The organism is [Clostridium] aerotolerans DSM 5434 (assembly GCF_000687555.1).
In the GTDB taxonomy this organism is placed as follows: Bacteria; Bacillota; Clostridia; order Lachnospirales; family Lachnospiraceae; genus Lacrimispora; species Lacrimispora aerotolerans.
Genome location: NZ_JHWJ01000013.1, coordinates 112,766 through 138,632, shown reverse-complemented (window position 1 = coordinate 138,632; position 25,867 = coordinate 112,766). Strand labels below are relative to the sequence as shown.

Annotated in this window: 29 protein-coding genes; 7 read left to right on the top strand and 22 right to left on the bottom strand. The window is 42.8% G+C overall.

The annotated features are described in order from the left end of the window. Positions 1–65: 65 nt before the first annotated feature. Both metG and T546_RS26530 read right to left on the bottom strand, forming a co-directional pair. The gene (gene metG, locus T546_RS0116945) at positions 66–2,039 is read right to left on the bottom strand and encodes a methionine--tRNA ligase (protein WP_026892647.1); all 1,974 of its coding nucleotides are present in this window, start codon (positions 2,037–2,039) and stop codon (positions 66–68) included. Positions 2,040–2,221: 182 nt separating this feature from the next. Further along, positions 2,222–2,500, bottom strand: a complete 279-nt coding sequence (locus T546_RS26530; RefSeq protein WP_026892646.1) for a hypothetical protein — start codon at positions 2,498–2,500, stop codon at positions 2,222–2,224. A gap of 55 nt (positions 2,501–2,555) precedes the next feature. On the opposite strand from T546_RS26530, the gene T546_RS0116935 reads away from it, so the two are divergent. Then, a complete protein-coding gene (locus tag T546_RS0116935) occupies positions 2,556–4,376 on the top strand; it encodes a DUF885 domain-containing protein (protein WP_026892645.1) in 1,821 nt (606 codons plus the stop codon). Positions 4,377–4,435: 59 nt separating this feature from the next. Here T546_RS0116935 and T546_RS0116930 read toward each other — a convergent pair whose 3' ends face one another. The 3 genes from T546_RS0116930 to T546_RS0116920 all read right to left on the bottom strand — a co-directional run bounded on the left by T546_RS0116930 (position 4,436) and on the right by T546_RS0116920 (position 6,081). Then, a complete protein-coding gene (locus T546_RS0116930) occupies positions 4,436–4,969 on the bottom strand; it encodes a GerMN domain-containing protein (RefSeq protein ID WP_026892644.1) in 534 nt (177 codons plus the stop codon). Between the two features lie 27 nt (positions 4,970–4,996). Next, positions 4,997–5,446 carry a MarR family winged helix-turn-helix transcriptional regulator gene (locus T546_RS0116925; protein WP_026892643.1) on the bottom strand — a complete coding sequence of 150 codons (450 nt, stop codon included), beginning with the start codon at positions 5,444–5,446 and terminating at the stop codon, positions 4,997–4,999. A 107-nt stretch (positions 5,447–5,553) separates the two neighbouring features. Then, positions 5,554–6,081, bottom strand: coding sequence for a spore maturation protein (locus tag T546_RS0116920; RefSeq protein WP_026892642.1), 528 nt, complete (start codon positions 6,079–6,081; stop codon positions 5,554–5,556). 116 nt (positions 6,082–6,197) lie between these two features. On the opposite strand from T546_RS0116920, the gene T546_RS0116915 reads away from it, so the two are divergent. Next, the gene (locus T546_RS0116915; protein WP_026892641.1) at positions 6,198–6,557 is read left to right on the top strand and encodes an arsenate reductase family protein; all 360 of its coding nucleotides are present in this window, start codon (positions 6,198–6,200) and stop codon (positions 6,555–6,557) included. A gap of 132 nt (positions 6,558–6,689) precedes the next feature. On the opposite strand, the gene T546_RS25720 is transcribed toward T546_RS0116915, so the two are convergent. Beyond that, positions 6,690–7,250 (bottom strand): hypothetical protein, encoded by a 561-nt coding sequence (locus tag T546_RS25720; protein WP_026892640.1) that lies wholly within the window; start codon positions 7,248–7,250, stop codon positions 6,690–6,692. A gap of 112 nt (positions 7,251–7,362) precedes the next feature. Between T546_RS25720 and T546_RS0116905 the strand changes: the two genes are divergently transcribed. Continuing rightward, complete coding sequence (locus T546_RS0116905; RefSeq protein WP_026892639.1) at positions 7,363–8,430, top strand: undecaprenyldiphospho-muramoylpentapeptide beta-N-acetylglucosaminyltransferase; 1,068 nt, start codon at positions 7,363–7,365, stop codon at positions 8,428–8,430. Between the two features lies 1 nt (position 8,431). On the opposite strand, the gene T546_RS0116900 is transcribed toward T546_RS0116905, so the two are convergent. The 14 genes from T546_RS0116900 to T546_RS0116835 are packed head-to-tail and all read right to left on the bottom strand — an operon-like array spanning position 8,432 to position 20,410. Further along, positions 8,432–8,974 carry an RNA polymerase sigma factor gene (locus T546_RS0116900; protein WP_024838011.1) on the bottom strand — a complete coding sequence of 181 codons (543 nt, stop codon included), beginning with the start codon at positions 8,972–8,974 and terminating at the stop codon, positions 8,432–8,434. A 17-nt stretch (positions 8,975–8,991) separates the two neighbouring features. Further along, a complete protein-coding gene (locus T546_RS0116895) occupies positions 8,992–9,408 on the bottom strand; it encodes an HIT family protein (protein ID WP_026892638.1) in 417 nt (138 codons plus the stop codon). Between the two features lie 24 nt (positions 9,409–9,432). Beyond that, complete coding sequence (locus T546_RS0116890) at positions 9,433–10,053, bottom strand: rhomboid family intramembrane serine protease (protein WP_026892637.1); 621 nt, start codon at positions 10,051–10,053, stop codon at positions 9,433–9,435. 50 nt (positions 10,054–10,103) lie between these two features. Then, positions 10,104–11,771: a DUF6382 domain-containing protein gene (locus tag T546_RS25715; protein ID WP_051629925.1), complete on the bottom strand. Its 1,668-nt coding sequence runs from the start codon at positions 11,769–11,771 to the stop codon at positions 10,104–10,106. 1 nt (position 11,772) lies between these two features. Further along, positions 11,773–12,162, bottom strand: a complete 390-nt coding sequence (locus T546_RS0116880) for a TadE/TadG family type IV pilus assembly protein (RefSeq protein WP_026892636.1) — start codon at positions 12,160–12,162, stop codon at positions 11,773–11,775. After that, on the bottom strand, positions 12,159–12,593 hold the full coding sequence (locus T546_RS0116875; RefSeq protein WP_026892635.1) for a prepilin peptidase: 435 nt from the start codon (positions 12,591–12,593) through the stop codon (positions 12,159–12,161). The genes T546_RS0116880 and T546_RS0116875 overlap by 4 nt, the downstream gene beginning before the upstream one ends. 11 nt (positions 12,594–12,604) lie before the next feature. Then, positions 12,605–13,528: a hypothetical protein gene (locus T546_RS0116870; RefSeq protein WP_026892634.1), complete on the bottom strand. Its 924-nt coding sequence runs from the start codon at positions 13,526–13,528 to the stop codon at positions 12,605–12,607. 19 nt (positions 13,529–13,547) lie between these two features. Further along, positions 13,548–15,434 carry a DUF5702 domain-containing protein gene (locus T546_RS0116865; RefSeq protein WP_026892633.1) on the bottom strand — a complete coding sequence of 629 codons (1,887 nt, stop codon included), beginning with the start codon at positions 15,432–15,434 and terminating at the stop codon, positions 13,548–13,550. Next, complete coding sequence (locus T546_RS23835) at positions 15,434–15,619, bottom strand: Flp1 family type IVb pilin (protein ID WP_034599731.1); 186 nt, start codon at positions 15,617–15,619, stop codon at positions 15,434–15,436. The genes T546_RS0116865 and T546_RS23835 overlap by 1 nt, the downstream gene beginning before the upstream one ends. 14 nt (positions 15,620–15,633) lie before the next feature. After that, complete coding sequence (locus T546_RS0116855) at positions 15,634–16,890, bottom strand: immunoglobulin-like domain-containing protein (protein ID WP_026892632.1); 1,257 nt, start codon at positions 16,888–16,890, stop codon at positions 15,634–15,636. Between the two features lie 9 nt (positions 16,891–16,899). Beyond that, a complete protein-coding gene (locus T546_RS0116850) occupies positions 16,900–17,676 on the bottom strand; it encodes a type II secretion system F family protein (protein WP_330371944.1) in 777 nt (258 codons plus the stop codon). Continuing rightward, complete coding sequence (locus tag T546_RS0116845; RefSeq protein ID WP_408643062.1) at positions 17,627–18,850, bottom strand: CpaF family protein; 1,224 nt, start codon at positions 18,848–18,850, stop codon at positions 17,627–17,629. The genes T546_RS0116850 and T546_RS0116845 overlap by 50 nt, the downstream gene beginning before the upstream one ends. A gap of 23 nt (positions 18,851–18,873) precedes the next feature. Next, positions 18,874–19,875, bottom strand: a complete 1,002-nt coding sequence (locus tag T546_RS0116840) for a P-loop NTPase family protein (protein ID WP_026892629.1) — start codon at positions 19,873–19,875, stop codon at positions 18,874–18,876. Positions 19,876–19,897: 22 nt separating this feature from the next. Then, the gene (locus tag T546_RS0116835; protein ID WP_242842250.1) at positions 19,898–20,410 is read right to left on the bottom strand and encodes an A24 family peptidase; all 513 of its coding nucleotides are present in this window, start codon (positions 20,408–20,410) and stop codon (positions 19,898–19,900) included. 392 nt (positions 20,411–20,802) lie between these two features. Here T546_RS0116835 and T546_RS0116830 point away from each other — a divergent pair, with 392 nt between their 5' ends. The 4 genes from T546_RS0116830 (at position 20,803) to T546_RS0116815 (ending at position 24,320) form a co-directional block, all read left to right on the top strand. Further along, complete coding sequence (locus T546_RS0116830) at positions 20,803–21,177, top strand: ArsR/SmtB family transcription factor (protein WP_051629922.1); 375 nt, start codon at positions 20,803–20,805, stop codon at positions 21,175–21,177. Positions 21,178–21,277: 100 nt separating this feature from the next. Continuing rightward, complete coding sequence (locus T546_RS0116825; RefSeq protein ID WP_026892626.1) at positions 21,278–21,496, top strand: YaaL family protein; 219 nt, start codon at positions 21,278–21,280, stop codon at positions 21,494–21,496. A 34-nt stretch (positions 21,497–21,530) separates the two neighbouring features. Next, positions 21,531–23,447: a 1,4-alpha-glucan branching protein GlgB gene (glgB, locus tag T546_RS0116820; protein ID WP_026892625.1), complete on the top strand. Its 1,917-nt coding sequence runs from the start codon at positions 21,531–21,533 to the stop codon at positions 23,445–23,447. Between the two features lie 123 nt (positions 23,448–23,570). Then, the gene (locus T546_RS0116815; RefSeq protein ID WP_026892624.1) at positions 23,571–24,320 is read left to right on the top strand and encodes a phosphotransferase family protein; all 750 of its coding nucleotides are present in this window, start codon (positions 23,571–23,573) and stop codon (positions 24,318–24,320) included. Between the two features lie 53 nt (positions 24,321–24,373). Here T546_RS0116815 and T546_RS0116810 read toward each other — a convergent pair whose 3' ends face one another. Together T546_RS0116810 and T546_RS0116805 are read right to left on the bottom strand one after the other, a co-directional pair. Further along, positions 24,374–24,784: a DUF3783 domain-containing protein gene (locus T546_RS0116810; RefSeq protein WP_026892623.1), complete on the bottom strand. Its 411-nt coding sequence runs from the start codon at positions 24,782–24,784 to the stop codon at positions 24,374–24,376. Between the two features lie 22 nt (positions 24,785–24,806). Next, positions 24,807–25,793, bottom strand: coding sequence for a diaminopimelate dehydrogenase (locus T546_RS0116805; protein WP_026892622.1), 987 nt, complete (start codon positions 25,791–25,793; stop codon positions 24,807–24,809). Between the last annotated feature and the right edge of the window lie 74 nt (positions 25,794–25,867).

The following is a 25,867-nucleotide window of genomic DNA, read 5'->3' as shown; positions in this document are numbered from 1 at the left end:
AGACCGGATTTTAGAAACCCGGCCTGCCTTGTTTACTATTTTCTATCGTCTGATGTTCCCTTATATCAGCAGATTTCTGCTCCTGCCGGCATGGTCTTCTCCGGAACCATAAGGGATAGATTGCCTTCTGCATCTTCGGCACATAAAAGCATGCCTTCGGATACAACACCAGCCAATTTGGCCGGCTTTAAGTTTACCACAACCATTACCTTTTTGCCAACCATTTCTTCTGGAGAATAGTGGGCTTTAATGCCGCTTACGATCTGCTTTACCTGGCTTCCGATACGTACCTGGGAGCAGAGAAGCTTTTTGGATTTCGGCACTGCTTCACAGGCAATGATCTCTCCTACCTGGAACTGAAGCTTTGCAAAATCATCGTATTCAATTTCTGCCTTAGGCTCAATGTCTATCACATCTCCGGACTCTTCGGCTGACTCTTTGGCCTCTTCTACTGGAGCGAACAGGGCATCTACCTTATCCATTACTTCCTTGATGTCCATACGGGCAAAAAGGATCTCAGGCTGTTCTGTTACCTTTCCTCCTGACGGATAAAGTCCGAACTCGTTCATCTGGGACAGCTCTCTCTTTTCTGTGTTGAGCTGGGTTAAAATCTTCTTTGAGGTTTCCGGCATAAAGGAATCAAGAAGAGAAGCACCAATGGTAATTGCTTCTGTTAAATGGTATAACACAGTTTCCAGACGGGCTTTCTTTTCCTCATCCTTTGCAAGTGTCCAGGGTGCGGTCTCGTCAATATATTTGTTGCTTCTTCTGAAAATGTTAAAGATATGAGTGATGGCATCCGCCACACGAAGCTTCTCCATCTTCTCCTGAACCTTTTTCACCTCATCAAGTACCACTGCCTTTAAGTCTTCATCAAAGGCATCGGTATCATTTCCGTTTGTTACCACGCCGCCAAAGTATTTATTGGACATGGAAATGGTACGGTTTACAAGGTTTCCAAGAATATTGGCAAGGTCGGAATTCATGCGCTCTACCATAAGCTCCCAGGAGATCACGCCATCATTTTCAAAGGGCATCTCATGAAGCACAAAGTAGCGGACGGCATCCACACCAAAGAAATCCACTAAGGTATCGGGGTAAAGAACATTTCCCTTTGACTTGCTCATCTTTCCGTCGCCCTGTAACAGCCATGGATGGCCGAATACCTGCTTTGGAAGAGGAACATTGAGTGCCATAAGGAAAATAGGCCAGTAAATGGTGTGGAAGCGGATGATGTCCTTACCAATAAGGTGTAAGTCTGCCGGCCAAAGCTTCTGATACTGCTCGGTGCTGTTTCCATCACAGTCATAGCCAATTCCTGTAATATAGTTTGTCAAAGCATCCAGCCATACATACGTTACATGCTTTGGATCAAAGCTGACTGGAATTCCCCAGGTAAATGTAGTTCTGGATACGCAAAGGTCCTGAAGTCCTGGAAGCAGGAAGTTGTTCATCATCTCATTTTTTCTTGAAACCGGCTGGATAAATTCCGGGTTTTCATTAATATGAGCGATGAGACGGTCTGCATATTTGCTCATACGGAAAAAGTATGCCTCTTCCTTGGCAGGCTTTACTTCGCCGCCGCAGTCCGGGCATTTTCCATCCACCAGCTGAGACTCGGTAAAGAAGGATTCACAGGGAGTACAGTAAAGGCCTTCATAATGTCCTTTATAAATATCGCCCTGATCATAAAGCTTTTTAAAGATCTTCTGAACCTGCTTTTCATGGTATTCATCGGTGGTACGGATGAATTTATCATAGGAAGTATTCATTAAATCCCAGATGCTTCTGATTCCATCGGCTGCCTGATCCACGAATTCCTTTGGAGTCACTCCGGCTGCTTTTGCCTTTTCTTCGATCTTTTGTCCATGCTCGTCGGTTCCTGTCTGGAAAAATACATCGTAGCCCTCGGCTCTTTTATAGCGGGCAATGGCATCTGCCAGTACGGCTTCATAGGTATTTCCAATATGAGGCTTACCGGATGCATAGGCAATGGCAGTTGTAATATAATAAGGTTTTTTGTTTGATTCTTTACACATGTTCTTCCCTCCTGGTTCTATCATGAGTTGCTACGGAAATTAGGCTGCTTTCTCCAAAGAAAAACCCGTCTAAAAATATCCTCTCGGAAATTTAAAGACGGGCGATTATCCCGTGATACCACTTTAATTTATCCATGCCTTACAGCATGGACCTTACCGGCTGCATCCGCCCTCAGAATTTTTTAGTTCCTAAGCTGCTTATACAGTCTGACACGATAACGGGTGTAACCGTCGGAATCTAAAAGCATGTAATATGCCAGTTCGGTTCCGCTGCTCCAAGGCCATATTGGGAAATAAGTCCAAGCTTCCTTTTCAGCGTACGGAAGTCTCTGCACATGAACCTTATCTCTTACTCTTCTTTTCTCAGCATTCTCATATAGATCAATTGTTAGTAATCCTAGTGTAATGGCTTCGAAGAGGTTTGTCAAGCGGGGAACCTTCTTAATTCCCTGTTTAGTCATGACTTTTTCATTTCCCACATATAAATATTAATAGTGAATTACGGAGGAATCATATATGACAAACAAATTTTTTAAAAGAGGCCGATGGCTGATTTCCATGTTCCTGGTGGTCTCCCTGCTTTGTTCGTGCACGCCGCCGCCAAAGTCAGCCGCTAATCCCTCTGGTACGGGATATGAGCATTACAATGCTGCTGATGTATCCATGCAGAAAAATTTTGATCTGTTTACGGACGATTTATTCCGAAATGAAATAAGCAACTCCGGGATCAGCTTTCATTTTACCATGGCGGATCCAGCTTCCCGGGGGCTTAAAACGGTTCCTCTGACGCTGGGGGACTTTTCCCTGGATAAGATGAAGCAAAACTCAAAGGATCTGGCTGAGCTCAAGAAAAAACTGAATCAGTTCAATCCCAGAAAACTGACAAAGGATCAGCGCCTGACTTATCAGATTCTTTATTCCTACATAGATACAGAGATGACTTCGGATGGCCTGGAGCTTTATACTCAGCCGCTTACTACAACCATTGGCATTCAGGCACAGCTTCCTGTCCTGTTTGCAGAATACGCCTTCTACAGTAAGGACGATGTGGACCATTATCTGTCTCTGCTTTCTACCATTGATGATTATTATTCACAGATTCTGGAGTTTGAAAAGAAAAAATCAGAGGCCGGTCTCTTTATGTCCGATTCTGCTGCGGATCATGTTTTAAAATCATGTGAAGCTTATTTGATTCAGCCGGACCACAGCTTTCTCTCAGAGACCTTTAACACCAGGATCGATGCTTTAAATGATCTGACAGCAGAAGAAAAAGCTGCTTACAAAGAAAAGAATTTAAAGGTCCTTGAGGATCATTTTGTTCCGGCCTATAAAAACCTGATTAATGGCATTACTGCCCTTATGGGTACCGGAGCCAATGACAAGGGTCTTTCCTGGTATCCGGAAGGGAAGAAATATTTTGAATACCTGGTCAATTCAAATACCGGAACCTCTTATGATTCCGTAGACAGCTTAAAAAAGGCCATTGAGAAACAGATCACCACTGACATTAAGGCTCTCGGACAGATTACGAAGGATAATCCAAAGGTCCTTGATCAGCTTGATACTTATTCCTTTAATGTGACGAAACCGGAAGATATTTTAGAGTCCTTAAAATCTCAGATCACCAAGGACTTTCCTGAGCTGCCGAAGAACCAGTACACGGTCAAATATGTACCGAAAGCCCTGGAATCTTCCTTAAGCCCTGCCTTTTATCTGGTACCGCCTATCGACCGGTACGAAGATAATATTATCTATATTAATGGGAATCCAAGATTTCAAAATGATGACCTTTATACCACCCTGGCCCATGAAGGATATCCGGGCCACTTGTATCAGAATGTTTACTTCTTAAGCAAAAGCCCCAGCGACCTAAGAAGTATTTTATCCTTCTCAAGCTACTCCGAAGGGTGGGCCACCTATGTAGAGAATTACTCTTATACCCTTGACAACGGACTGGACCCGGATCTTGGAAAGCTCCTGGCACACAACTCTGCGGTTACTTTGGGAATATATGCGTATCTTGATATCTGCATTAATTATGAAGGTTGGGATAAGGAGCAGACAGCAAAGTACCTTGGTACCTTTTACAATGTGGAGAAAACGGATATCGTGGATTCCATTTATAACAGCCTGGTAGAGAATCCGACCAACTACATGGAGTACTATGTGGGATATTTAGAAATTATGGAAATGAGAAATGCCGCTGAGAAAATCTTAAAAGACAAATTCAATTTAAAAGAGTTTCATACCTTTTTACTGGATATTGGTCCAGCACCATTTTCCGTCATACTGCCGGAGTTTCGTAACTGGCTTGGAAAAGAACTTAGATCCAGCTAATCGCATGAGGCAGGAGCAATTACCCCTTGCTCCTGCCTCATTTATGTTCTCCGGTCTGATTAACCGATCTTTTTATAGTCTTTTACATATTCCAGTAAATCATTATCTCCCTGCTTCACCTTTTCACCGGAATAATTCTTTCCATTTACCAGAACTTTTAATTTATCCAATGAAAAATTCTCGATAAAGGTATTGCCCACTGCGGTAAGGGTAACTAAATCATTCCCTCCTTTTGCAGGCATCTTGGATAAATCCAGAGTACCTTTGCCATCTTTTGATTCGTATTTAACAACGGTTGTTCCTTCTTCCAGAACGCCGTATTCAATCAGCTTATCAACCAAAGCCTCCGCCGTGAGCTTGTCCACTGCATCCATAGCCTGGTTAAGGCCAGTACCATCGTTATTCTTGCTATATACAGAGATGATTTCCATTGGTTCCACGTTAGGATCCGGAACCTTGTCACTTGCGCCACCGGTAGAAGCCTCTGCCTGGGGAATTGGTGCCGTTGTCTCCATCTTAGGCTGTGTTGGTGTACACGCTGACAGGGACATCATCATTATAACGCTCATTAACATCACGATGAATTTTCTCATAATTGCGTATTGCCTCCTTAAACTCTCTTAAAGGCTCCGAAACCAGTGGTTAAGATTGGTCAGAGCTTTGATCAAAACTTCTATCTCATCGTCGCCTAATGAATCAATGATGCCTTGAATCATCTCCTGATGAAATTTGGCATGTTGCTCATAGGCTTGTTTCCCTTTTTCTGAAAGTGAAATGTAAACCACTCGCCGGTCCTCTTTCCCTCTTTGGCGGGTCACATACCCTTTCTTTACAAGGCTGTTCATGGCTATGGTAAGCGTCCCAACCGTAACAGACAACTCTCTGGCAATGGTCGACATATTTTTAGGTTCTCCGACGCCGATCGCTTCTATTACATGCATATCATTATTCGTAATATTATTAAATTCCTGGGTAATGATAGCCTGTTGTTCAATATCCATAATATCCCGAAACAGTCTTACCAATACTTCGTTAAGAGTTCCGTAAGTATCCACGTTAATCCCTTTCATATTGTTATGACAATAAAAGCTTCCTCGTAATTATACATGATTATGTATTTATAGACAACCACTTGAATTCTTATGAAATTCTTAAAATGGAGATGAAATAATCCCTTTTATACCAAAATACGGCTTAAAATGACACTGGCTGCAATTCCTGCTATGGTTGCTGTCAAAGCACCGGTAAGAGCATACCTGGTTTTACGTATTTTTACGGTTCCGAAATAAACGCTTAAGCAGTAAAATAAGGTCTCTGTACAGCTCATAATAATGGAGGTAACTATCCCGATATAGGAGTCTGTGCCATATTTTTTAAAGATATCTAACACCAGGCCAATGGCTGCTGAGTTGGATACCATACGGATTAAAATTACAGGGACAACTGGTGCCGGTAAGAACAAAAGGGACGCCGGCTTTGTCAGCAGCCCGGATAGAAAATCCAAAAATCCAGAAGCTCGAAGGATTCCAACCGCTGTCATAAGACCAATTAAGGTGGGAAGGATACCTGCTACCGTCTTCATTCCATCTTTTGCACCATTTATGAAATCATCAAAAACAGGACGTTTTGATAAAATACCAAATCCAACAATATAAAAGATGATAAGAGGCACCATTGCCTCCGACAAAAACATTAAAAATCTCATTATTTCTCCCGGTTTTACTTGATTATTACATTGTATTCCAAATCTTTCCTTTTCATTCAATGGGTTTCAAGGTAAAATATATATGGAAGCAAAAGAAAATGGAAAGGAGCCAACCTATGAGTTTACTATTTTTACAGTATCCGCCCTGCAGCACCTGCAAAAATGCAAAAAAGTGGCTGGATGCTCACAATATATCTTATGAAGCAAGGAATATAAAAGAAGAAAACCCAAAGGAACATGAGCTTTTAGAATGGATCAAAAAAAGCGGTCTTCCCATAAAGAAGTTCTTTAACACCAGTGGCAACATTTATAAGGAACAGAATCTAAAAGAAGCCCTTCCGGGAATGAGTGATGAAGAACAGATCAGGCTTCTTGCAACCAATGGAATGCTGGTGAAGCGGCCGCTGATCATTGGGGAAGATTTTGTTTTAACAGGTTTTAAAGAGGAAGAGTGGTCAAAAACCTTGATTTCCTGAGATTAAAATAAAAATTCCTGATAAAACGGGAGTTATGATACAGCTTCTGTTTTGTCAGGAATTTTTTCTTATTCATCGGGCTTTTCATGTGTTTCCTATTATAAATTCCACCCTGATTTAGAATACCTTCTGTCATTTGATCAGCATGTTATTGGAAGAATGAAGCGTGATTTTCCGGTTGATTTCCGGAATATCATTGATTTCATGATCCTTTTGATTCCTTTTTATCTTTCTTTCATCCTGATGCAAATCAGTGGCTCCTACCGTTGGAGGCATAAATGGAAGAAAGCAAAGAACATCATCTTCATGCCAGATTTTTGTCTCTGTTATCTTAGCTTTACTTATACGGTATTTTCCAGCCTTACCGGCACAAACTCCAATGGATGTCACGGAAAAAATGACACAAATCACCATGGATACCATAAATGGCTTATGCAGATAATATACTAATCTTCGATACTTGCTACGAAGTTTAAGTTGTCTGTTTAAAACAGTGGTCGCTCCCCGGCGTTTCATCTCTTCCATGATCGTCTGGAATTCACCAGGCGGAGGAGGAGGGGGATCCGGTGTTATTTCCGGGTGCTGCTGCATATAATCAAGCAGATATGCTTCCATTTTCTCCTGGGAAGCCTTGCTCTTTTTGTTACATTTTAAGATGGAACATTTATTATGATCGTCTCTTCCCTGCTCCATGTCTGCACCTCTTAAATACAAGTTATCCTTAAGTCTTCATACTCTTTGGGGTTGACTTTTTACCGTCAGCGTTTACTATTAATAGTATATCGAATCTGGGAGGCAACGCTTTATGAAAAAAATCGTGTTAACCGGCGGAGGCACTGCTGGTCATGTTACCCCGAACCTGGCTCTGATTCCCTCTTTAAAAGAGAGAAATTATGACATTCACTATATAGGTTCCTATCAGGGAATCGAACGGAAACTCATAGAAGGAGCTAGTATTGCCTACATCGGCATCTCCTCCGGTAAATTCCGACGGTACTTTGACCCCAAAAATTTTACTGACCCATTCCGTGTCATAAAAGGATATGGGGAAGCATTAAAATTTCTTAAAAATTACAGACCGGATGTCGTATTCTCTAAAGGTGGTTTTGTAGCAGTTCCTGTTGTACTAGCTGCCAAACTTTTAAAGATACCCGTTATCATTCACGAATCCGATATGACACCAGGTCTTGCAAATAAGCTGTGTATTCCTGCTGCGACAAATGTTTGCTGCAATTTCCCGGAAACACTGGCCTATCTTCCTAAAGAAAAAGCCGTTTTAACAGGCTCCCCCATTCGCAAAGAATTATTACAGGGGGATCGTCTTAAGGGGCTAAGTTTTGCCAAGCTCTCTGAAACCCGTCCTGTGATATTAATCATAGGAGGCAGTCTTGGCTCCGTAACAGTCAACAATGCAGTAAGAGAAATACTTCCCAAGCTTTTAAAGGATTTCCAGATCATACATATCTGTGGAAAAGGCAATCTGGATGAGAGCCTTATAAGTACCCCTGGATATGTACAATACGAGTATGTAGATGCTCCTTTAAAGCATTTATTTGCTGCTGCTGATCTGATGATATCAAGAGCCGGTGCAAACGCTATTTGTGAAATACTCGCCCTTAGAAAGCCGAACATTCTGATTCCTCTTTCTGCCGCTGCCAGCAGAGGAGATCAGATTTTAAACGCAAGATCCTTTCATAAGCAGGGATTCAGCTTTCTCCTGGAAGAGGAAAACCTATCAGGAGACTCCCTTCTTAAGGCCGTATCCGAAACGTATCAGAACAGGAAATCTTACATTTCAAATATGGAACAGAGTGAACAGCATAACGCCATTGATGCCATAATAGAAATGGTTGAAACCCTGACCGGAAAATAATTTATGTATCAAAGCTGGGTCCAAGAATCCTTTTTAGACAGACTCTTGTCCGGTATATCCGGGAGCGGCATACCGTTCCCGGAATCCCTAACAATTCACAAATCTCTGGAATCGTAAGCTGTTTTAAGAAATAAAGGACAGCCATCTCTTTCCACTCTTCCCTCATATTAGATATTTCACTTGTGATCATTAAAACAGCTTCCTCCTCAAGAATCATATCAAGGGGATCTGTAATCACATAGCTTGCAAGCAACGCCACCTCATTGGCTGCATCCTCTTGGTTCAAGCTTACTTTTTCATAGTGTCCATTCTTTCGGAGGCAGTCGATTGATTTACTCTTTAGTATCTTAATCAGCATACTTTTCTTTCGCGTTTCAGTCCAGGTCAGCGAATAGTTTTCAAAGTATGCAATAAATGTTTCCTGTACGACATCATCCAGTTCCATATCCGGAACGTGGAGTGTCTTTGCAATCCGTCGAAGCAAGCCCTGGTACTCCCCATAAATGGATTGCAATAACATATTTTCATCTTTATGTATGCTCATTGATAATGCCCCTCTGATTACAGGGCGCTCCTAATAGCGGCTCCTGTCTGTGCTAAGTCTTCCGGACTTGCTTTGCCCGATACCCATGAAACCATAACAGGGCCTTCCTCATAACGAGGAATTAAATGTACGTGAAAATGAAAAACAGTCTGTCCTGCTTCTTTTCCGTTATTCTGCACAACATTGAATCCGGCACAGCCTAATGTGGTTTTCATGGCGTTCCCAATTTTTGCTGCCAAAGGAAGGACCTTGGCTGCTGTCGCTCCGTCAAGCTCACAAAGATCTTTACTATGATGTTTTGGAAGAATCAGGGCATGCCCTTTTGTAGCCGGTCCTAAATCCATAATAACGCGAAATGTATCATCCTCATACAGTGTTTCTGAAGGTATGTCCCCATTTGCAATTTTGCAGAAAATGCAATCATCTTCTCTCACACTCTCACCTCCTTCCCAATAGTATTATTCCCAATTTTCCATGCGTCCAGGCCTTTTCGGCTTACGATACAGAACGATCCCCATAAAAATACCCACGAAAAGTCCTGCAATGTGAGCTGCATTATCTACACCTGTGCTGGAAAAGCCAAAATACAGGGAACACACAATGACCACAACAAGCTGCCGGGTGCTTAGATCTTCAAGCCTTCCCCGGTTTACCAATACTGCATACAAAAGACCACCGATGACACCAAAAATCGCTCCGGAAGCTCCCGCAGAAACGATCAGCCGATAATCTCCAAGATTAACAATCATGGAGATTATATTCGCGCCTACTCCGCAGATCAGATAAAAAAAGAAATACTTCACATGTCCCAGGGCTCTTTCCAGGTTATCACCCAAAATAAACAAAATGAGCATATTGTTCATAATATGATTGATTCCAAAATGCATAAAAATAGAAGTAAGGAGACGGTAATACTCACCGCCCTCTACGACTAGAGGCGCATACATGGCTCCATGGGAAACCATGAACTGCGTATTCTCTGTGGAGCCTGTCATTTCCAGATACAGAAAATAAATGACATTTAAAATGATAAATCCCATATTGACAAATGCCTTTTTTCGCCTGTATAAGTCTTCCATCACAGTTCTCCTCCTAAAATAATATAATTATTTTAGCACAAATTAACATATTATGTAAATATAAACGCGAAATTTGCGATAAAAATTTCATCTCCCTTATTTAAAGTTACGCTTTCATTGGTTTCCAGCATCCTGCCGTTTACTGATGTTCCGTTGGTGGAGTTTAAATCACATAACTGATATTCTTCCCCTTCCCGGTCAATTTTAGCATGAATTCTGCTTATGGTTTCGCTTTCCAGGACATAGTCCACCAGTCCCTCCTGTTTGCCAATAAGGTATGGAACATAGGATATGGTGATATCCGGGACTTCAGATCCCACCGCTCTTAGATACCGGGTATTATTATCTGCTGTAGTGTCTGTGAGCAGAACCGTTTGTAAAATTATCTCCTCATCCTTTTCTTCCGGCTGGTTAACTGGCTCTCTATCTTCCTCTATAAATGCCATCTGCCAATCGTATTCCTCTCCCTGAGCGTAATCCATCTTATCTTTTATATAGCTGTCACTTTTTTTATTGTCCTTTTTATAATAGTCCCTATGGCTGTTATTCTTTTTGTAATTGTCCTTATTGTTATTATCCTTATTGTTACCATCTTTTTTATTACCATCTTTTTTGTTACTACCTTTTTTGTTACTATCCTTTTTGTTATTATCCTTTATGCTATTGACCTGCTTAATATTGTCCTTTTTACTATTATCTCTTTTTAAGCTGTCTTTTTTTATACCATTCGTCTTATCACTGTAAAGATTTTTATTATCCCATTTAATTATATCTGACTTTGCTCCCTCATTATTTATATCTTGTTTTTTCTTTATCTCTATTTCACCAGATTCCCACTCTTGCTCCCTCTCTTTAACCGGATCATTCTTTCCGCCGAAAAAAAGAAGTACTGCCAAAGAAAGGCAGCCTGCGCCAAAAGGAACGTACCAAAACTGGAACACTCCTTGAATTCCTGATACCAGCCACAAGATAAGAACAGGAACTGCTATGGCAACAGCAATCAGTAAAAGAACTTTTGCCAGGCTATATCCTGAATTTATATCAGACTGATTCTCAGGAATTATTGTTTCGTACGCCTCTTCGTCCTGGACTGCGAGCTGTGATGATATTACACCATGGTATTCTTCTTCATCTGATATATGGGTTTTATCCATTGAAGCACCATATTTTAAGTCATTTGATTTATTTTCCGTGATTTCAAGGAGGTCATCTATTCCATAATTATCTTTCAGACTTTCCTGATAAAGTCCATAAGCCATGACCACACATTCCTTGTCCTGATGATTGACCTTTCCAAGAAGATACCTAAGAAGTTCGGTCATCTCCTGAGAAAAGGTTCCCTTCCTTCCAGGTATGAGGCAAAGAAATACCTTAAAACGCTCCGGGTCCACGTAAATATATTCCGGGTCCAGTAAAATCTGATCTTCCTTTAAGAGATATGCTTCCAATCTTGAAAGGGTGCGGGCAATTCCGCCAATTAACGTTCTAAGCTCTTCTTCGCCCAAGCTCTTGTACTCCAAAATACGGCTTAAGGACTGCTTCGAGGTAATCTCGTAATAACATGATCGTTGTCCGTCCAGGCTTTTTATATTAAATTCTAAAAGTCCCTCAATGGAGTTTTTTTCAAGCATCTGCGTTTCGAATCCTTTATATTCTGGTACGTCGGGGTTTATAATCAAATAATTATGCTTCATTTCCCGCCTGTATGTAGTTTTCATCTTATTCCTCCTGCTCCAAAAGAGTGGCCATTCTTATAAAATTTTCAGGGTCATATACGTTTTTCTCCAGGGAAAACTTCCATGTTCCTCCTGCCCCAGAAGCCTTTACCTTTTTTCCGGTTATGGGATTTCCAGAAAGCTTTAAGTCAAACTCATATCTGTCCCAGTAAAACGGTTTTCCCGCCCTTTTTTCTGCCCATGAAATTGCCTCAGCTTCAGGCTCGGACTCATTATGCCTAAGCCTTTGGACTGCCTCTGATATGGCCATGGCCCCAACGGTCCTGTCTCTGACATAGTATGCGGTCTGAATAGAAGCCAGCAAAGCCCACAAAACAACCGCCATGACAATGGCAGCTTCCACGGTGAAACTTCCTGATACCTGACGTTTCATAACATCACCAATCCTATCCAGGCCGGAAGAAGAAACGGAAGAAAGGGAATGGTGACCTTCTTCACATCGTTTCCCTTTAAGCGAAAAAAGATGTAAATTCCCATGCAGACAAATCCACTTAAGAATACACCGTAAACCAACAGCTTTAGATTTATTAATAAATTTAGAAACAGACCGCTGACCGTAAAAAACCATCCATCTCCCTCACCAATGGCTCCATCTGAAAGCCGGCTGATTCCCACCATGAGAAGCCCTATAAGGCAGCTTAGAGGTCTGTCACCTATCCCTTGTCCAGAAATTATGATAAATAGAATGCCTGCTGTTCCAGCGGCGAACAAAAGCCAGACACTTATGGTTTTACTTCTTCCATCCTGAAATGCAGAATAGACTAAAAATATGGTAAATACAATTTTACTTATGCCTTCAGGCATGTTTAGACCTCCTATTGCGAACAATATGAGCACGCTCCCAAATGGCGCACAGATTCAATGGGAACGGCAGAAACATAGGATATAATAGAAGAACAGTTCTTATCCCCATGATACTTTTCTCCTGACGGCATGACATAGACAGGGCTGTTCCCCTCCTTAGAGGGCTGGCATCGGCTACAGGGTTTGTAGGTACTGCCGGATAAGTTTCTCATTTGCCCCAGCTCACTTCGTGCTACCTGTTCTAAGTTGTTATATAAGTAGTGGCATGTTCTTGACTTGTGGTACCTTGTACTTCCCTTTCCCGTATAGACAATTTCTTCAGATTCCAATGCCTCAGCCTCCTCCATACCCTTTTTTCCGATCCAGGCCCTGCGCGTGGACCTGGCTGTCATAGGCACGCTTTTTAGACCAAACACCGAAAAAGGAAGCTTGACCCGATAATCCATAATAAGGTCAATGGTTTCCTCGTCCCTAAGAACTGAGGATCTGGAAAATGATATTGCTTCCAGGCGACTTACATCTGCTTTGTCTTCTACCCTCTTCCTCACATAGAAAAGCACGCCTTCTCCTGCAAGACTCTCAAGAATCTCTTTTTGAATCCCTTTTGTATTTGAGGTGGTCTCCTGCTCGTTCTGTTTTCCACTTTCAAGGAGATAAGCATACTGGCTTAAGTCTTCCCCAGCCTCTTCAAGGGCTGTTTGGACCTGCCGGTTTATATTCATAATGACCATAGGCATCATCATAATAATCATGAAAAAAACAAATAAAGGAAGTGCCATCGCGGCCTCAATCGTCAGACTGCCGTCCCGCTTAGAGCGAAAGGCAGATGATAATACCCTTTTTGCAGAAGGCCGTCCTTTACAGACGGGGATTTGTACCTGGAGAGTAACAATTTTTTTATTCTTTTTTCCTGCTGACCGCCTGAAAAAGGGCATGATCATCTGCCTCCTTCCTTTAATATGCTTTCTCTGTTCTGACATCCACTGGATAAAAGGGGCTGCTGCCTCCAAAAAACAGGTGTTTTGCTTTTACATTTCCTTTTATCTCTGCCTGATAGACGCAGTTCTCCATACGGAAGTCTCCTTGCTTTTTACATAGGTTCCACTGTATCATGTCCATAAGACGATAATTTTGCACCTTCTGATCGGAAAGAAACATCAAAAGCTTTAAGTATCCTGTGTAGTCGATTCCCTTATCTCCTGCCTTACCACCAGAAGATTTTCCCGTTTTACCTAACTCCAATAAATTGGATAACGTTAAATTCCAGGTTTCCCTTGATTTTATAAAAGCGGTCTTTTTTCCTTCCAGCAGCATCTGAACATCTACGATTGCCTCACCCAATGCCCATACTGTCATGATAAAAAATGCGATTACTCCAGTAAGAGGAGCGAGGCCAGTGACGCCGGTGATCACACTGGCTAATGCATTGGCTTCCTGCCTTTTCTCGCTGTCTGAAAGGATATGGATTAAGTTCATGCCTTCCCGAATAGCTACCAGTTCTGTGACTACCCTTTTTAAGTTATCTTCATCATGTGTTTTTCCGGATATGAGATATTCCATCTCATACTTAAACTCTTTTTCTTCTTCCGAACAGAAATTTGTCAGAAACCTGCTGCAATACTCTTCAAAAACAAGACGTTCCAGAAGATTTATGGAAGCGCCATCCCCGTCACTCATAGAAGCAGAAGGAAAGGAGCTATTGTTTACCATCCCCTTGGATACCTGACTGCCTTCTGGAAGCACAAGGTTTAATAATCCCTGTTCCGCAAATCCTTCTATTTGCTCTAATATTTTCTGTTTTTCCGGGTCCTTTACGCCAGTGGAGTAGGATAGCACCGATATTTGAATCCGATTCCAGATATCCTCTACAGATCCCCACAGTTCACTTAAATCCGGTCCGGAATCTTCCTCATCGTCATACACCCAATTATCAATAATATCTTCTACTTCTTCGGCTCTTTCCATAGCCTGCTGGATTATGGTCTTTTGAATATCTATATGTTCCGGAAGTGCTTCCACCTGTTTTCTTCTAGGTCCGTCCTGGTTTACATAAGTATCATAGCTATTTGCTTCCTCTGCCATGGCTTTTTGCATCTCTGGACTGATATTCTTTGATAGGGATTCATTTTTGCGTTTTGTTTCATCCAGATTCTTTTTTAATTGGTCTGCCCGCTTTCCATAAGTGGTGACCAGGGCTGGAATCCGATCCATCTCCCTTTTTAGTTTCCGGGCAGTCTCTTGAAAACCACTGCCATTATAATTTCCTAACTGCCTTTGGGCTGTCTCCCAGTAATCCTTCTGTGCCCTTAAACAGTCATTGATGTCTTCTAACGCCCGTTCCAGACGCACAGCCTCCTTTGTGTGCCCGGCATAAGACTGAGACAGGTTTTCAACGGAAGATGCCTCTTTTAAACTTTTCAGCAAATCCGCTGCACCGTCTCCATCAGGCATATCCTTTATGATTCCATACTTCATGTAATCAAGTATCTCCTGGTCCAGATGGGAGCCGCCATCGTCCGTAATCAACACTCGGTCAGAGACCTCCGCTGATTCCATGGCCATACCATACCAGCCAGAGCTTTCCATGTACGGTTCCATAAATTGATTCCAGGAATCTTTTATCTCCTTTTCATCCTTTGCTTCAAGTAGAAACAGACGGTATTGATCCCATGCCTCCCTGTGATATTCACTGAATACGGAATCCATGGCAGAATCTGCTGCAAGCTTTAAATAGCATCTTGCCCCAGCCATACGTGCGGACTCGATTAGTCCGCACATAAGGCTGAAGATGCACAATAGAGCCAGGCTTAAGAACACTGTGATTTGTCCTCTTTTCTTCATTAGTATACATTTCCTGACTGAGCCTTGATTTGATTTAATGTATCTTCAAGAACCTCATTAATAGCGTCTTTAAAAATAATTACAAGACCAATTAATACTACAAGAATCAGTACGATTTCAATAACGCCAACACCGTCTTCTTCTTTCATAAACTCCATGACCTGGGATTTCATAAATGCTATCATCTTCTCACCTCCTTTCAAAAGAATGACAGAAACGCCGGAACAACAATGACAGCCATTACTACCGCCAGCATGAGAAATAGGGGAATTAAAAGCTTCGTTCCAGCTTCCTCTCCCAACCGTTTCGCCAGATTTTTTCTTTGCTCGAATGCAGAAATCATCTCCAGCTCCAGTGACTGGCGCAGCTGTTTACTGCCGTTTTTTTGACTTTGTTCCAAGAGTGCAGAAAGCTTTAAGTATGACTGAAGTCCGCAGCGCCTGCCAAATTCTCCAAACGCTTTGCTCTCCGAAACTCCGCTGCCAAGCTGGGAAGCTGTTTTCATCATCTCCTCATAAACAGGTCTGACGCTTCTTTTCCCTTCCCTGACACCAGCATCATAGCCTGCTACAATGCGTTCCCAGGAACCTCTAACTGTAATACCAGCACCAATGTATACCACCAGCTTTGAAACTACCTCTGAATAGTCAAGAAGCAGCTGTTGCTCCCTCTTTTTTGCCAGTTGCTGCTTATCTGTATTCACCTTCAAATAAAGGAGCAGGGCCATAAATAATCCCAGAAACGGAAAGAGACGATGGCTGTTGTCCTTTTGAAAGGTATAAGTAAGAAGCTGGCCCTCATACTCATCGGGCAGTTGAAGGTAATCCTTGGTCTGCTGCTTTTGGTCTTCCTCTAAAGCCCAGGTTAAGAATTCATCCCCGGTCTTCTCCTTTAAGGAGCTGGCAGGGGGATATACCATTATAGGAAAGGAATATGTATGTTCATGGCTTCCATCGGTCAAGCGTGCCTTCAGAATGACAGCTTCACCTGACGCAGCCGCCTTTTGGTTATCTACTTTTCCAAGAGAACTTACTAAATCCGGATTGTCTGTTTCCCAGCGAATCTTAAAACCAAAATCATCTAAGCTGCTTTTCAAATTCAGATTCTTTCTTATTTCTAAAAGAGATTCATTCTCTCCTAAGATTTGCTTTTCCAATTGGGGCTTTAAGGTTTCAAACAGTTTATTCGCCTCATCATCAGAATAGAGTCTCTCCCCAACCGGAATTTTAACTGGTATTTTCTTATCCGTATTTTCCTTATAAAGACCTGACACTTCTATTTCGTATGTAGTTTCTCCCCGTCCTGGTCCCGCTCGTTTTAACCCTTTGCCATCTGACCCGCCTCCCATAACTGACGTAATCTCTACGAGGGCATAAAGGAAAACACCTGCTGCCACACATGCTATTTGCGGCTTCGTAAGGGAAAGATTCCATTTCCTGAAATAATTCTTAAACATGGCTTCTCCTTATATTTCAATGCTCATGATCTTCTTTGAAATAAAAAATGCAACCACATACAGCACCATGCAAACAGTCATTACAGCTCTCCCCATAAAGGTGGTATACATCACATGAAAGAATCCAGGTGACGTGATATCAATATAGATCACAATAAAGAAAGGAATCATGTTCATGACCTTCTGCTCAAACTGTTTCGACGCTGACATGGTAAGTATCTCCTGACGGACAGATACCTTGTCCCGGATAACGTTAGCGGTATGGCTGATAATGGAAACCAGCTCTCCTCCACTTCGCTTTGCCGCTCCAAAGACTTCAGCAAAATTCTTCACATCATCAAGACCACTGCGGGCTGCAAACTCTGCCAGTGCCTGTTCCACGGAGCGGTTGATCTTTATCTGATTCTCAATATGCTTAAACTCCCTGGTAATCAGACCGTTCTCACCAAAAAGCAGAGTCAGCTCTCTCACAGAAGAGGCAAAGGCATTCTCCACAGAGTAGCCTGCACTTAAAAAGGAGGCTAATAGTAAAATCCCTTCCTTAAATTCAACATTAAGCTGCTGCAGTCTTTTTTCTTTTTCTTCCTTACGTTTTAAGAGAGGATAAAGAATTCCAAATGGAATCAGAATGAGAAAGACCAGTACATTTCGGTAAAAGACATATGCAAAAACACCAGCTAGAGCCAGCCCCTGTGAGCCATACATGCACCACTGGGCAAATGTTAAGACGTAATGGTCATAGTTCAACGCCTGCTGCTTTAAGTTTTTCGGTGTTTTGAAGGTCACCCACTTTGTTAAGCCTTCCCTGGACCCTTTTTTTGTTGTCCTCTTTTTTACCGTCCATGTTTTCATAATCCTCTTCAAACCGGTACAGTGGGTTAAGCCTGATTTCTCCATTTTCATAACCTGCTACCTCCATAATGGACAGGACCCGCCTGCTTTTATCTCGTAATCTCCCCAAATGTATTAATATATCGATGGCTGCTGCTATCTGGCTTCTCACTGCGGGAAGAGGGATATCCGCGCCCATTAGCACCATGGTTTCCAGCCTTGATAACATATCTTTGGGACTGTTTCCATGTCCCGTACTTAAGCTGCCGTCATGCCCGGTATTCATAGCTGATATCATATCCAGGGCCTCTTTTCCCCTGACCTCCCCAATAATAATCCGGTCGGGATTCATACGAAGGGAAGCTTTAATTAAATCTCCTATGGTAATTTCCCCTTCTCCCTCTCCGTTTGCCCCTCTCGTCTCAAGCCTGACCAGATTCTTGATCTGGGTAATCTTAAGCTCAGCCGAATCCTCAATGGTCACAATTCTTTCATCCCTTGGAATATAAGACGAGAGGGCATTTAGAAATGTACTTTTCCCTGAGTTGGTCCCACCGCAGACAAAGATGTTATACCCGGCTTCCACGATTGCCTTTAAAAATTCTGCCGCCTCTTTCGTAAGTGAACCATAAGATAGGAGCTTTTCCATGGTGATCGGCTCAGGGAATTTTCGAATGGTGACCGCAGGTCCGTCAAGGGCTACGGGCGGAAGCACAACATGAACCCTGGAGCCGTCAGAAAGTCTGGCATCGGCTATGGGCCTTGATACATTCACCGTACGGTTTACCCGGCTCACAATCTGCTGAATGGTATCCTCAAGCTGTTCCTGACTGTCAAAGGTCCTTCCCCACAGCTCCATGGAGCCATTCCTCTCTACAAAGACCCGGTCGGCTCCATTGACCATAATCTCTGTGATATGATGGTCATCAACAAGCTCCTGAAGAGCTCCTAAGCGGCGGAAGGAATCAAAAAGCCTGCACCGAAGCTCCACCTTCTCCTTTAATGGCAGAAAATGCTCCTGTCCATATTCAAGAATCTTTCGGTCTATGATGGCATACAGCTCTTCATCCATAATCTGCTGCTGTTCATTCAGCTCTCTTACAATCTCCTCCCGCATCCTCTTTCGCATCTCTTCTTCCATGTTTCCCTCCCTTACGGCTGCTTCCTTAACAGCTGCCTTGTATAATCTCCCAGCTCACTCCAAAGAAGCTGTTCTAAGTAAGAATCCCTTCGTCCAAAGCTGCAGTGATAGGGAAGCTTGATTTTCTCAATTCTTTTTGTAACGGCATCGTGGCCGGAGACAGAAAGATAATCCTCAAACTCTTCTATCTTAGCGGCTGAAACGCAGTCATCCTTAACCGGCATATAAATGACATCGCAGGCCTCCAGTATCTCAGCCGCTTTTTTACCAAACTGGCCCAGATCCAGGATTATGGTCTCATAGGGACTTTCTCTTGCAATTCTCCTGACCAGGTCCGCTGCTTCCCCTGCCCCTATCTGGTTTAAATCCTCCGGATACCGGACAGGTGCCACATAATCCAGTTCTCCCCAGGTATAAACAAGAGAGCCCAGTCTGACCCAGCTGTATTTTTCCTGGCTGTAATAGTAAAATAAATCGGATAAGCCTCCCTTAAACTCCTCACCAATCAGCGTTCCAAGGCCGGAGCAGTCCTCAAAGTTTAAATAAAGGACCTTTAAATCTCTGGATAAAAGCTGGCCCATGGTCAGGGAAAAGGAAGTTTTTAAGCACCGGTTAATGGGAGAATAGATTCCTATTACCCTTCCGGTCCTTGATATGACTCTGCCTCCGGCCTCTTCATCACTGGTTAAATAGGCTTCCATCACATCCCGCATAATGCTGTCTGCCGCCTGATATTTATAAATCCCCTTTGATGATTCATCAATAGGCCCATTCTCTCCGCCACACAGGTAAAATACCTGCCCTGCCGAAAGGCCTTTAATTTCCTCCTTGGGAATGTCTGACTGTATTAACAACAGATCAATCTCATGGTCCTTTCCATAGCTCATAAGCCTTTCTAACGCGGTAAAGGCAAGGGCTTTAAAGGGAGCCTGTTTCCTCTCGTTGATAAAATCTGCAAGCCGCTCCGCATAAAAAAAATCCTCATCATATACTGCTAAAATACGCTCTGCCAAATAAACTCCTCCTTTGTGACTGCTACCACACCAGGGTGAGAAGGGTCCCCAGAAAAAGACACAGGCCAAAAGGAATGACCATATCATACCCATCCCGTTCCGGGTGGTAGTAAGCAGTTATTTTACCTGTTTGGATTACATACCTGATATAGGTTAGAAGATAGGAAAAACGGGATATAAAGCCGCCGCTTCCCATTAATTTGATCAGGGACCAGAATGCCCCAATAAGAAAACCATAAAAAATTGCCGATGCACCAGCCGAAAGGCCAAGATATCCGCAGATGAGAGCTGCCATCTTAATATCTCCTGCACCAATCATACGGAAAAGAAATAATACAAAGAACACCGCTGTTACTAAAAGCATCCGGAAAAGAAAAAATGCAGGCTCCTTTAAAAAGCTGCCGGGACTGGATAACTGCCCAGCTTCAAGCCCGGTAAGAATCAGCCCGTTTCCTATACCGAGTATCACCCACCAATTAGGAATCCTGTGTTCCCGGACATCAAAATAAGCCCCTGCCCCTAAATGAAGCAGCAATATAAAATGCCCAATAATACACTACCCCCTTACCTGCTTAAAATCTTAACGTTGGAAAATATGCTGGATAATCAGCTTTTGATGATGAAATAAACTACACCATTCATTAAAATTGAAATGAAGTATACAGAACGTATACTGGAATATAATTCCATTATGCACAAGGTGAGATTAAATGTCAACTCTTTTTTTCAGAAAACCATAAGACACTCCTTATGGCTCAGTGTCCGAGGTATTTTAAGTGTATTATTATATATTTATCAATTTTATCAATCTTTTCCCGTATTTCAAGGCAAATTAACCAATTTTTCAGCCTCAAAGCATTGACGTTTCACTCCCTGAATGGTAAGATATTATTAGTTTATTTTTTTAAACCAAAGGAGGAAACCCTCATGGAAGGGCAGGACTTTCATTTGCTTTTTAAGGACTGTATGCCCATTTTCATCGCCCTTGGAGATGAAGTAAGACTGACCATTGTAGAGGCACTTGCCCGTAATGGTCTTTATGACAGCATGGGAAATGATGTCTCAGCTTCCGATGGCCCCCTCCCCGGAACGGTGGGCATGAATGTAAAGGATATCACAGAGAAAACAAACCTTTCCCGTCCGGCAGTCTCCCATCATTTAAAAATCTTAAAAGAGGCCGGTCTTATCGATATCAGACAGGAAGGAACTGCAAACTTTTATTACTTGACCATTGGAGACACCACGAAAAAACTTTGTTCCCTGGGACAGCATATGCAGATGATGTTAGACAGAATCCCTTAATTTTACGGGCAATACAGGTAAAATATGAATAAAAACCCATTTTCCAGTTATAATGAAACTAACAGATATTATGTAAATTTCAAGAAATGGAGATGGTTAAATGAAGCATGCGACTTTAAAAAAACGCCTGACTGAATCAGAAGAGGAACGTAGATTAAGATACGAAATCGAATGTTCCAAAACAGCAATTGAAGCTGCCAGGAACCACTTTGAGCACGTAGTGGATCCGACCCTTATTGATTGCTATATCTATGAGCTGAATGCAGCACAGCTGCGTTATCAGTTTCTCCTGCGCCGTTTTAAAAGCTGGGAGGTTTAGTGTGCTATTTTAAAGATCACGGAGGAGTGAGCAAATGGCTGAAGAAAAAAAGGAAATCGGGACAGGTTTTATAACGGAGGTAGACCGCTATCTCTTCAACAACGGGAAACATTATGAAATCTACGAGAAGCTGGGTGCTCACCCAAGGACTTACAACAAAGAGGAAGGGATGCATTTTGCAGTATGGGCGCCCCACGCAAAGCAAATCGGAGTGGTTGGTGATTTCAACGGCTGGAATCCGGATGAAAATCCAATGACCTGTCTGGCTGACTCAGGTATCTGGGAGGCCTTTGTTCCGGGGCTTTCTACAGGGGCGCTTTATAAGTATGCAATTACCACGGAAAGCGGCAAGCTTCTTTTTAAAGCAGACCCTTATGCCTTTGAGGCAGAGTACCGTCCTCAGACAGCTTCTGTGACTGCCGATTTATCCGGCTATGAGTGGAACGATACCTCGTGGATGGCGAAACGAAAGAAGGCCGATCCCATGGATGGTCCGGTCAGCATCTATGAGGTTCACCTAGGCTCTTGGCGTAAGAAGAACCGGGATGAAAAGGATGGCTATTATACATATGTGGAGGCTGCCCACGAGCTTTCAGACTACGTGGAACAGATGGGCTATACTCATGTGGAGCTTCTTGGAATTGCAGAACATCCTTATGACGGCTCCTGGGGTTATCAGGTGACCGGGTATTTTGCTCCCACCTCACGGTATGGCACGGCAAAGGAATTCATGTACTTCGTTGATTACATGCATCAAAAAGGAATCGGCGTGATCTTAGACTGGGTTCCGGCTCATTTTCCAAAGGATGCCCACGGACTTTCCGAGTTTGACGGAAAGCCATGCTACGAATATTCTGACCCTAGAAAGGGAGAGCATCCGGATTGGGGAACAAAGGTCTTTGATTACAGCAAGTATGAGGTGGATAATTTCCTCATTGCCAATGCCCTTTACTGGGTGGAAAAATTCCATGTTGACGGACTTCGGGTGGATGCGGTGGCTTCTATGCTCTATCTTGACTATGGCCGGTCTGACGGAGAATGGGTCCCCAATAAACACGGCGGCAATGAAAATCTGGAAGCCATTGAATTTTTCAAGCATTTAAACAGCATTATCAAAGACAGAGGCAACGGCGCCATGGTGATCGCGGAGGAATCCACCGCCTGGCCTAAGGTCACAGATGACCCCAAAAACGACGGCCTTGGCTTTACCTTCAAATGGAATATGGGCTGGATGCATGATTTTTTAGAATACATGAAGCTGGACCCTTATTTCAGAAAATACAATCACCATAAGATGACCTTTGGTCTTACATATTTTACCAGTGAAAAATATATACTTGTATTATCCCATGATGAAGTGGTGCATTTAAAATGCTCTATGATCGAGAAAATGCCAGGACTTCTAGAGGATAAATTTTCCAACTTAAAGGTAGGCTATACCTTTATGCTTGGCCATCCAGGCAAGAAGCTTTTGTTTATGGGACAGGATTTCGGACAGTTCCATGAATGGGACGAAAAGGCAGCTTTGGACTGGTATCTGGCAGATGAGCCTCTTGGAAAAGACTTAAAGGACTATGTCAGGGATCTTCTGCATCTGTATAAGGAATATCCTGCACTGTATGAAAGGGATTATGACTGGGACGGCTTCTCCTGGATCAATGCCAATGACAGCGAGCAGAGTATCTTTAGCTTTGTCCGCTATAGTAAAGACAAGAAAGACAGCCTTTTGTTTGTTCTTAACTTTACACCTGTAGAGCGAAAGGACTACCGGGCAGGCGTTCCAAGAAAGGGAAGCTATCGCCTGGTCCTTAATGAAAGCCACGGTCTTTACCAGCCGGGAGAAAAAGCACCTGCCGTTCTTTCCGAGGAAAAGGAGTGGGATGGAAGAAAATATTCCATCGCCTGTCCGCTGATGCCTTACGGCGTGGCTGTTTACCGTTTCAAAGGATAAATTTTAGATATTTTATATAATATACCACTGTTTTTTTCTATACTTTTTATCTATATTGTAGTAAAATAATACTATATAGTTCCGACATATTTGGGGTTGCAAAGATGGAAGGAGAGGTATTTTATGGGAGCAGAACTAATTGCTACGACCGCAACAAAGAAGGTCTACCGGGATGGGGATAAGGCGATCAAGGTCTTTAATGCAGATTTCCCTAAGGCAGAGGTACTAAGTGAAGCATTGATTACCGCCAGAGTTGAGGAAACCGGTGGAATCCATGTTCCTAAAGTGCTGGAAGTCAGTGTTTTTGAAGGCAAGTGGTCCATTACGTATGAATTTATTGAAGGGAAGACATTAAAGCAGCTCATGGATGAGAATCCGGAAAAGCTGCCGGAATATATGGATCTGATGGTGGATCTCCACCTGAATATCATGTCAAAGCAGTGTCCTCTTCTCAATAAATTAAAGGATAAGATGGCAAGACAGATCGGAGATATTGATGAACTGACTGATTCTATCCGATATGATATGCATACACGGCTTGATGGAATGCCAAAGCATACCAAGCTGTGCCACGGTGATTTCAATCCAAGCAATATCATCGTGAAAGACGACCGGACCATGTATGTACTGGACTGGGTACACGCCACCCAAGGAAACGCCAGTGCAGATGTGGCAAGGACTTATCTCCTCTTCTGTCTCCAGGATCAGAAAAGAGCTGATATGTACATAGATGCCTTTTGCAGAAAAACAGGAACTGCTAAAAAGTACGTCCAGTCCTGGCTCCCAATTGTAGCAACCGCCCAGCTTTCAAAGAAACGTCCGGAAGAAGCAGAGCTTTTGCAACGGTGGGCCAACGTATTTGAATATCAATAAAATAAAGAATCAAAAAACCGGGCCATCCTATGAAAGGATGGTCCGGCCTTTTATTATGATTGAGGATCCTTAGACATTGCTTCGTTTTCCTGCTTCAGTTCCTCATACAGATCGTAAAATCTCCATTTGCAATTGGTATCTGTAATCACCGCTTTTAGCTGGATTTTAGGTACGCCTGCCCGTCTTAAATTCATCAAGAACTCGTCCACCCTGCGGTTTGAGAAGTTTTTCATTACTAAAATCTCATCATTTACCGGAGGACACGCATCAAAAGCAGTCTCTTCAAACCCTTCGATTCCAGCAAGATACCCTACCGTCTGGTTCATCTGCTCACTGGAAATATTGCGGATTCGAATGCCCATGCGTATGAGCACTCCTTTCAGCTTCGCTGCTTTCGTATCATTTCCACCCTGCTTTTCCTGTTCCGGCTGATAGTACAGGACCATTTCCTTTGACACTGCCATAATTATCCCTCCTGCTGCTTTCTTATAACAGGTGTTTTCTTAATTCTTCCCCGCTGAAAGAACTTAAATACGCAGGTGCAATATCAAATACTGTTTTGCAGCCCTTCTGTCCTTCCTGGTTTAAGTGGTAAGCGGCACGTGCATAGGTGGCCAGTACAGAAGAAGTAAATTCTGGGTTGGAATCCAGCTTTAAGCTATATTCAATGACATGGCTGTTCTCATCTTCCCAGCCAGTGGTTCCGGTTCTGATTACAAATCCGCCATGAGGAATTCCCTTATGATCCTTTAAAAGCTCTTCTTCGCTGATAAAATGAACGGTGGTGTCGTAGTCAGAAAAATAGTTTGGCATGGTCACGATTTCTTCCCGGATCCGGTCTAAATCAGCTCCGTCCTCTGCCACTACAAAGCATTCTCTTGTATGCTTTTCTCTTACCGTCAGCTCCGGATTTTTCCCTTCCCGAACATTTTGTAACGCTTCCTCCACTGGAATGGTATACTGTCTGGCATCCTTTACACCATCGATTCTGCGAATGGCATCGGAATGGCCCTGGCTCACGCCTCTTCCCCAGAACGTATAATCATGTCCTCCCGGAAGTACGGCTCCTGCATACAAACGGTTCAGGGAAAACATACCCGGATCCCAGCCAACAGAGATAATTCCTACCTTACCACCCTCTAAAGCAGCTTCATCCACTGCCTTAAAGTGGTCCGGAATCTTGGCGTGTGTGTCAAAGCTGTCAACCACATTAAAATACTTTGCAAGCTCTGGAGTCTGCACCGGAAGATCGGTTGCACTTCCGCCGCATAAAATTAAAACATCGATGGAATCCTTTTTTGACATGATCTCATCATAAGAAAATACCTTAACACCTTCGGTCAGAAGCTTTAATGATTCCGGTGCTCTTCTGGTAAATACAGCTTTTAGCTCCATATCAGGATTATGCTTAATGGCACATTCCACTCCCTTACCAAGATTTCCATATCCTACGATTCCTATTTTTATTGTCATACGTTCCACAGCCTTTCTAAAAATTTGATTCCTATTATAACCTTAAAACACTAAAGTGTAAATAATCGTTTGAT